Origin of the sequence: Pseudolactococcus hodotermopsidis, assembly GCF_011170085.1 — a bacterium.
GTDB classification, from domain to species: Bacteria; Bacillota; Bacilli; order Lactobacillales; family Streptococcaceae; genus Pseudolactococcus; species Pseudolactococcus hodotermopsidis.
In genome coordinates this window covers 19,419-29,016 of the sequence record NZ_BLLI01000026.1, presented here as the reverse complement: position 1 = coordinate 29,016, position 9,598 = coordinate 19,419, and the positions used below count along the sequence as shown (strand labels likewise).

5 protein-coding genes are annotated in these 9,598 nt (G+C 42.9%); all 5 read left to right on the top strand.

The genetic code is table 11. The features are described from left to right. Positions 1–257 precede the first annotated feature (257 nt). The 5 genes from Hs30E_RS05425 to Hs30E_RS05405 all read left to right on the top strand — a co-directional run bounded on the left by Hs30E_RS05425 (position 258) and on the right by Hs30E_RS05405 (position 9,578). A complete protein-coding gene (locus Hs30E_RS05425) occupies positions 258–2,270 on the top strand; it encodes a vWA domain-containing protein (RefSeq protein WP_172208611.1) in 2,013 nt (670 codons plus the stop codon). 18 nt (positions 2,271–2,288) lie between these two features. After that, entirely contained in the window at positions 2,289–3,437 is a 1,149-nt protein-coding gene (locus Hs30E_RS05420; protein WP_172208609.1) for a tubulin-like doman-containing protein, read from the top strand. A gap of 101 nt (positions 3,438–3,538) precedes the next feature. Next, a complete protein-coding gene (locus Hs30E_RS05415; RefSeq protein ID WP_172208607.1) occupies positions 3,539–6,934 on the top strand; it encodes a tubulin-like doman-containing protein in 3,396 nt (1,131 codons plus the stop codon). Between the two features lie 89 nt (positions 6,935–7,023). Continuing rightward, a complete protein-coding gene (locus Hs30E_RS05410) occupies positions 7,024–8,913 on the top strand; it encodes a hypothetical protein (RefSeq protein ID WP_172208605.1) in 1,890 nt (629 codons plus the stop codon). 17 nt (positions 8,914–8,930) lie between these two features. Continuing rightward, positions 8,931–9,578 (top strand): hypothetical protein, encoded by a 648-nt coding sequence (locus tag Hs30E_RS05405; RefSeq protein ID WP_172208603.1) that lies wholly within the window; start codon positions 8,931–8,933, stop codon positions 9,576–9,578. Positions 9,579–9,598 lie beyond the last annotated feature (20 nt).

The window sequence follows — 9,598 nt, the reverse complement described above, 5'->3', positions numbered from 1 at the left end:
GCGGTCTTAAGAAGACTGCTCATAGATTCAAAGGTTGGACGTTTAACGCCAACTAGACGTTTAAAATGACTATCGCTGAGTTTCGTGAGGGATTCATAGTTCATGACTATAGTATAACAAATTTTTTATTTTTGGGGAGAAGTCTATTGACAAATAACGCGACAAAGTGTACAATAATTTTTAAGGATACATCTATGTATCCTTATGTGCGTTTTTTGTCGCTTTTCGTTATATAATTCATAAAGGAGAAAACAGGTATGAAGATGAGATTTGTCAAAGGCACTGCGGCTGTATTCCTTGTCTGTATTATGGTACTATCCTTCGTTGGGGCTTTCGGCGTGAAGGCAGCCAATGAAACAGATAAAATCACTTACAATCGCTATAACATTGTGTTGGTTGGAGATGCAAGCGGTTCCATGAACAGCACTGACGAAAGCGGTTTAAGGTTCGAGGCGATAGGAAAGTTTATTGCTCTGCTCGCCGAGCGCGGTAATCGGGTGGGAACCGTTGTTTTTAACGGAGACATTGCGTACAAACAGGAACTAACGGATGCTGATGGTATTGCCATTAAACGAGGGTTCTTGGAGAATATCCAGAAGATTCCCGCCGCCGGTTATACCAACATTGGCAAGGGGCTGAAAACAGCTACGGAAATGCTGGACAAGGATAAGAACGCAGATTTACCTTCCATTATATTGCTTCTCAGCGATGGCAATACCGACTTGGCTACAAAAGATGAGAAGACGCTATCTTTGGAACAAAAAGCCGATGCCATTCAATCTTCCCGTGATTCAGGATATAAAATTTATACCGTGAGTCTCAATGCCGATGGTTCGGCAAATTCGGATGAACTGGCGCAAATTGCTAAAGCCACTGGCGGTCAGTTTCAAGAAGTAAAGAATGCAGGCGATTTAGAAGATGTATTTAGCATGTACTATTCGCTCATTTTTTCTTCCAAACTGAATAAAGACGATGAGAAAACCTTCCCGGACTCAGGGATAATTGATGGAACATTTGAGATTCCAACGGTTGGTGTTGAAGAGGTTAATATTGTTTTGTCAGGAAAGGCTTCCGATTATTCTTTTATCGACCCAGCGGACAAGCCCTATTCTAAGAACGATATGGCTGCTTTTACATATTCGTCTAACACCTTTAATGTGGTGAAAATCGTTGATCCGCTTGCCGGTGAGTGGAAGTATCAAGTCAAAGGGATTCCCGGCGATAAGATACAAATCAACATCGTTTATAACACAAATTTATCATCTGGAATCAAGATAACGCCACAAAAAGATGTCTACATGGCAAACGATAAAATAACCATCAATGCGTTTTTAACCGAGGCAGGACAGAATGCGCAAGTCGCACAATATAGCGGATTCACAGCAAGCCTCTCTGTTACTGATGATCAGGGTAACACACAAGCGTATGACATGACTCTCGGTTCTGATGGTTTTGATTATGTTTTCGCGCCACCCAAAAGCGGTACATACACAGTCAGAGCGAACATTGTGGGGCAAGAGTACAATATCTTTACAGACAACATAAAACTCAATGTTGACAATACGCCACCTACAGCAAACAAGGATATTGAAGAAACCGTTCTTCTGTGGCCGTTCTCTGACAACAAGAAAGGCATTGACTTAACGCCTGGTGCAACGGATGCCCAAGATAGCACATTGCGGTATGAAGTTGAATCCACTGCCTTCAATGAAAATGAATACACACTGAGTGGCGGCGAACTTACGATGAACAGCTATAGCTTGACAAAAGGTTCATTCGCAATAAGGGCATATGATTCAGATGGGGCGTACTGCACGTTTAATGTTTTGGTCAATACCGTAAATATGACGCTCCTTGGCATCATCCTACTGGTTGGCGGAATATTGATAGCGGCGGTTATTATCGGCATCGGTCTCTGGATTGCCCTTAACAAGCGATTTATGGGTGCCTGCTATGTTACCCAGTTTGATGAGGAGGGTAATTACTACGAAGAAGTAAAGCGTGAGGAAGGGCGTGGTCGGATATCTCTCTCTGCGTTTAACCTCAAAGAGGCTGGCTTTAATACCTCGAAGTGTTATTTTCAGGCAACGGGGAAAGACCATGTTTTCTTTGTTACAGATGAGCAAGTCCATGGCGACGGAAAAGTTGATAAAAAGTTCCGTATCGATGGCAATGGTTATGAAGTGACCATTTCGACAGACGAGCTTGCTCAACGAGGTATTCGGGTTAAGTTTGTTAGCCGTTTGAATAATACCAACTATTCATTCTAAAATTGAGAGGGAATTATCATGTATCAAAAACTTTTGCTCAACTGCGATGGTGGTATCAATGATGTCATACAACAATCCGAACAAGATAATTGCGCCGTCGTGTGCATTGGTCTTGGCGGTACCGGAGTGGACTGCCTTAAAAACCTCAAGGCAAAAATCTACAACCGTGTCAGACCCGACAACCCCGACTCTGCGGTGCCGGTTTATTCACACATAAAATTTTTAGCGGTAGATACCGACAAGAACGGCATGCAACATGCCAACGAAGATTCTGCGGACATCAGTAAGATTGAGTTGGACACGGAGTTTTTCGACCTCTCATACGGCGGCGATATTTTCGGACTTTTCAAAGAGTATGGTCCAATGTTAGAGAATAAGCCTGAATATAAGGAATGGTTACGGCACAAGGACATCAAGGTTCTTTTTGCAAAGGCTGGAGCCGGCGGTGCCCGTCAGATTGGTTGTTACCTTCTCATGGAACGCGCTCAAGATTTTGTCGAAAAGATTAGCTCATTGGTCACTCAGGCAACGACTGGGCTGGTACAGCCAAAGACCTATGTGCATATCTTTAGCGGTCTCGGTGGCGGTACTGGTGCAGGTACATTTTTGGATGTTTGCTATCTTGTTCAAGAAGCACTTGGCCGCAAACTCGCCAACAGTTTTATTCGCGGATACTTTTTCCTACCCGATGTTAATATTGCGACTGGACTTGACCGTGAAACCGAAGCCAATGTGCAAGTCAATGGTTATGCCTCTTTGCAAGACCTGGACTATTGCATGGATTTTGAAAGCAACGGCGATAAATGGTCTCAAAACTATAGTGGTATTGGCTTAGTGGAGAGTCAAAAGCCACCTGTTGATATTTGTCATTTGGTGGGTACCAGAGATGCAAACGGCAATGTCGTAAATGGCGCATATAAATATGCCATGAACGTTGTTACAGACTACTTCATGGATTTTGTCGTAAAGACAAGCAACAATTTCACAATGGAATCCCACATCTCAAATTTCACGACCCAAAAAGCTCAAGTTGACAAGTGCTATGGGGGGCTTTACGAATATTGCCTTTTGGGAGCCTTAAACGCTACTTTGCCGTTCAAAGAAAGTCCATGGCGACGGAAAAAGTCGATAAAAAGTTCCGTATCGATGGCAATGGTTATGAAGTGACCATTTCGACAGACGAGCTTGCTCAACGAGGTATTCGGGTTAAGTTTGTTAGCCGTTTAAACAATACCAACTATTCATTCTAAAATTGGGAGGAAATTATCATGTATCAAAAACTTTTGCTCACCTGCGAGGGTGGTATCATTGATGCCACACAACAATCCGAACAAGACAATTGCGCCGTCGTGTGCATTGGTCTTGGCGGTACCGGAGTGGACTGCCTTAAAAACCTCAAGGCAAAAATCTACAACCGTGTCAAACCCGACAACCCCGACTCTGCGGTGCCGGTTTATTCACACATAAAATTTTTAGCGGTAGATACCGACAAGAACGGCATGGAACATGCCAACGAAGAGTCTGCGGACATCAGCAAGATTGATTTGGACACGGAGTTTTTCGACCTCTCATACGGCGGTGCTATCAACGAACTTTTCAAAGAGAATGGGCCGATGTTGGATAACAAGCCTGAATATAAGGAATGGTTACGGTACAAGGACATCAAGGCTCTTTCTTCAAAGGCTGGAGCCAGCGGTATTCGTCAGCTTGGTCGCTACTTTCTTATGGAACGTGCGCAAGATTTTGCTATAAAGATTATCTCGTTGGTCAATGAGGCAAAGTCTGGGCTGAAACGGCCAAAGACCTATGTGCATATCTTTAGTGGTCTCAGTGGCGGTACTGGTGCAGGTACATTTTTGGATGTTTGCTATCTTGTTCAAGAAGCACTTAAGAGAGAGAACGACGGCAGTTTCATTTGCGGATATTTTTTCCTACCCGACGTTAATATTGCGGCTGGACTTGACCGTGAAACCGAAGCCAATGTGCAAGTAAATGGTTATGCCTCTTTGCAAGACCTTGACTATTGCATGAATTTTGAAAGCAACGGCGATAAATGGTCTCAAAACTATAGTGGTATTGGTTTAGTGGAGAGTCAAAAGCCACCTGTTGATATTTGTCATTTGGTGAGTGCCAGAGATGCAAACGGCAATGTCATAAAGGGCGCATATAAATATGCCATGAACGTTGTTACAGACTACTTCATGGATTTTGTCGTAAAGACAAACAACAATTTCACAATGGAATCCCACATCTCAAATTTCACGACCAAAAAAGCTCAAGTTGACAAGGGCTATGGGGGGCTTTACGAATATTGTGTTTTGGGTGCCTCAAACGCTACTTTGCCGTTCAAAGAAGTTCTGACATATTTGGCTTCAAAAATGTTCGAGCGCTTTGGGGATATTCGAAAATACAACCCTACAAAGGCTCAAGTAGAAGAGTTTATCGCAAAGAACGGGCTGCGTTATGATGCGCTATTTACGCAGCTGACACAAAATTGCGATATGGGTTTCCCGCGTCCAGACGTTAAGTGGCAGGATGCAAAAGGTAATGATGACTTGACGGTCACCTTTTTCAAAGACCATCAAGCCAGACTGAAACAGTTCTTAGAGCGCAACTTTGTGGCTTTGACAAAGGACTTGGAAAACTACAACCCAGTTGCAGAAAACACCTCAAATGCGGCTCGTTCGCTTGTTTCTAAAATTTACACGGCACTAAGAGTTATTGCAACTGACCCAGAACGCGGTCCCTATTTTGCGGCCGCCGTTCTCCGAAGTACAGCAGGCAGCGACTTGATTGCCACTATTGACGGGTATTTGGCAGAGGTGCAAAGCAAGTATGAACAAGAGAATGTTCAAGAAGAAAAATTGCAGAGAGCTTGGGAACAGGCACAACGTGACTTCTTTGAGAATTCAAATGCTTTTAACGGCAAAAAAAAGTATGTGAAGTATCGTGATGCCACTCGGTTGCTGGTTATCCACGACACACGCCTTATTGTTTTCAGCAAAATGCAGGATCTATTGGCGAGACTGCGCAAGCAACTCACTGACCTTGCAAGCAACTTTATGGATGTTTTCAGAAACACCATTGGTAGCTTAATTGATACATTTGCTGCAAACCGTGAATACCTTGATTCGCTTTCTGACAGCGTATCAACATTCGAATTCCCGCTTGCTCAGATTAAAGATTTGAAGGCAAATTTGAATTTGACCATCAAAGAAATGGATGTCCCTGCAAAGGCAACGGACTTCTTGACAAACATGCTGAGCGAAGAAGGCATCAATGCGTGGATAAACGGCAATGAAAACGAAATATTCACTATCGTAAACAGGTATTTCACTGCGTTGTTTAGTTTGTATTCTCAAAAAACCATGACAAGCTACCTGCAGGACAAATACAATACTACCGATGCAAACCAGCTGATTAAACGTATTCGTGATGATATTATGAATACGTTGGATGGTCACGCAACGCCTCTTTTTTGGACCTCATCCGTGTACAACGTGAACGCTGCCTCGAAGATTGGCTACATCACATTCCCAGCTGTTTCAGAAGAGGTTTCGCAAGCTGCACAGCAGTTGTCAGATTCAAAAGCACCCGGCGAGCTCACTCCGCGAAACAGCCATATCCAAGACAGAATCTCCATCATGCGTTGCCTTGTTGGTGTTCCGCTATTTGGATATCAAGGACTGTTGCAGTATGAGAACAATTCAGTTAAGGACAATTCTGTTGGTAAGCACTTATATGAAGGCAAAAACTTCACTAACGATTCTGGCGAATATGTTGTTGGACGCGATTGGCGTTACCTGCCTTCCCCCACAGCGTATAGTTTGATGAACGCGCAGAATTGCAGTATACTAAAGGACGCGGCGGATGTTGCCAGCAAACTATATGAAGAAGCGGAAGCAAAGAAGATTATTGCACCGATTGATGGCAATAACTTTGGTATTCATCTTATTGCAGAATCGTTTATCAAAGAAATCCACCGAATTCAAGTTGAGGTTGCCGGAAAAACAAAGGTGGAGCAGCTTGAAGCCATCGACCAGATTAATGCTCTGCTGGCTAACATACAGTTTGAGCCGGATAAAATCTTAATTCCCAACGATGCGACCGCTTCATTGCCAGAGATCAACAAGCGATTGGTTCGCATTGACCACTTTATCTCATCACCACGGTTGCAAGAAGTTGTTGAGGCCGAAGTTGCAAAGATGAGGGAAATTGAAGCGGTTTTAAGTGGGCTCAAGCCGAAAGATGACAGTGACCTCATAAACTTCCAAAACGCTCTCTTCACTGGTGCAATTACATTTACGCCGCCTGTTGTTGAGTGTGAGGATGAATTCGGCACAAAATATACGCTTTCAAGTCCCGATATGAAGCGAGGCGGTGTGCCGCTCTACCAGGCATTTATCAGCTTCAAGGAGTTGGAAGCCGATGTTCGAGATGCCTTCAAAGAATCGGCGGAGCAGACACTAAAAGCCTTGCCGCTCAGAGAAGAAGCCGTTGAAACAAGTAGGGCGGTTTGGAAGGAACTCAAGGATTTGAAGTTCCTAATTCAGGAAGCAGCTGAAGCGTTCCCAAGTGAAATCGGCGAATTGAAGGAGTATCTGGCGAACATGAAAGGCACATTATCGCGTTTCTCCAGAAAATATCGATTTGACCTTGACTAAAGCAAAAGGGGGCGCGTTCAAGGATGTGTGCCTATGGAACATGGCTTGTGCGCGACCCTCTTTAATTCGTGTTTTAAGGAGTTACAGATATGGAAACTGTTAAAGAACTAATTCACGGCTCAGTTGGGCTGTTGGGAAATAATGGTATAGCAAGTGCCGAATTTTCAAGACCGCACTATCCTACGTGTGTGGTTTATTTTGGCGAACGTAGTTCTAAATATCACCGTGACCTCTTGGAGGATATTACGCGTGGTTGGGGCGGTAATGCAGATTACATAAAATTCTACACCGTTGAAAATGTTGACTCACGCAATATTAAAGATGCTTTGAGTGGTAGCGACCTTACTGCATTCGATGTTAAAACACAGATTACGGATTTGCTTTCTTCCCAAAATGTATTTACTGATATGACGCGCATCGCACTTTACTGTGTTGTTGATACAACCGATGTAAAATCAGCTGAGGAATTTGGAAAATGGTATTCTACGATAAATTTCGTCGAGGATACTATTGGTGTTTCTACTCTCTCAATGCTTATGGTGATATTAAACGAATCGCTACAGATGACAGCGTTGGCAAAGGGAATCAAAAACAAAATCCGCGACCTCTACCAAGATGAAAATGTTGGTGGAAAAAACACGCATCTATACGACTCCGTCTTTGTTTTTGGGAATCGGCTCAAGAACGGTTCGTTTATCAAAATCGATCCCACCGAAAGCGACTATGCGAATTTCAATCTGTTCGCTGACATTGTTTTGCTTACGAATACTCGCTGTCCAGATTATAACGACCGGCGGGCACATTTGTATGGCAGTGGCAAGCCCGCCTTGACGGCAGCATATGGTTTCGTCCAGAAACCGATGGCAGAAATTGTAATGATTTCATTGACCATTATTATGAGTAAACTGAAAGGACTACTTGCGACCCAAACTGTCGATGCGGATATGCTGACAAACGCCTTGGAAATAAATAAAGGTCGTTCTGAGGTCTATGAAAGGTTTTACTCGGAAATCAAAGAGCTTTTGCCTCCACGAGAGTTTATGAACTGGCTTCCGGGAAAAGCAACTCCAGATAGAACCTTTGATGAGTTCAATAGAACAACTGATGGTTGCTTGCAGAAGTTCTTAGAACAAAACCATTTTGAGGTTGTCGATGCTGAATTGCTGAATCGAAGCGACTTTGTTACAAAAGAAATAGTCGCCTTGCTTTCTGGTGCTTTGAACGCAGCTCAGCTTGTTAATGGAATATCAAACGAAGTTAGAAGAACTGTTTTTGATAAGGCTGAAATTGCATTGGGGAATCCAGACAAATTGCAAGTTCAAGCCGCTATTGATATGAAAGTTAAAAAGGCAATAGCAATTGAGCTACGAGCGAAGTCAAACGACGCTCTCACGGCTGCTGTTCAAAAGGCTGAGACCTGCATGGAGCAGTTCAAGCAGTTGTGTTCGGAACTTGAAAAAATGTTTGCTGTTGGCGAAGAAGGTACGCGAAAAAATCTGACGACCTTCTATGGAGACAAGATACAGCGGTATTTTAACGATACCAGTAAGTTAAATGCTCTATTCCAGAGCATTCTCAAAATAGAGAACGATAAGGCGGCTATGCTTCAAATTCTTTTGGAAGCCATTGAAGTGTTCTTTGAGAGCGACCCTGTTTATAAGCTCTCTTTCTCGGAGGAACTAATTGAACGTTTAGGAAATGTTGATACAGAAAAACGTGCACAAGAGTTCATTGGGCAAGAACTAATTAAAAACTTAGATGAACGCGTGAGTTATTTTTCAAAGCATGTTTTCCAGACGAGAACCTTTGAGGCATACCTTCTCAATACTAAGGGCACGAATAACAATCTGTTGTTTAGATATCTGAATGACAGAGCGATTCCCCCAGAAGTTACTCGGACGTTTTTCAACACTTGCAACAATGATATGGCAGAGTCAATTTGGTTCTATGCTTGTAGCGTAGACAATCTTAGTTTATAGGAGGAGGCGATTGCATTATGAAATTCCAGTTAATAGATTTTGATGAAAAGCACTACGCTTCTAACATTGTGCAGGTTGACAATCTGCTTAAGTGGGATATCCTCGGTAATACTCACCACTTGGTAATCCGTGCAGAATATGGCTCGGTCATAAGGTTCGCCGAAGAGGAAAAAAACGAAATTGTGAAACATGCGAATGAGCAAATTCTCTCAGGCAAAGAGATTCGATATAATGACAATCGGTTTTTTGCGGTTATTCCGAAAGGTTATGTAAATAACTACCAATTCACAGTGAGTCCTGCAACATACGCTGTATTCTGTTGCGAGTACGATGCCGAAACCGATATTTGCAAATTGTACGTGCCAAATGATGCCTGCCTATATCAATGCAATGTATCTTCAAATGTAGAGGTTCATATTAAGGCAGAACCAGTCAAGAAAAAACTGTTTTCTCATGTACAGGAAAAACAATATTACTCGATACACATCCCCAATATTCCGGGGTATGTTGATGGGAGTTTGCATTACACATTTGATGGGTGTAAATATCGTTACCCAATAACAAAGGTAATGATTGGCAAGCCTTTTAGCGTTCCAGCTTTTAATGCAAAGCCCCCAAAAATAGATGCTGCAATTGGGAATGGCTATAAATTGCTAACCCGCTGACAAATAAGGAGATGATGATT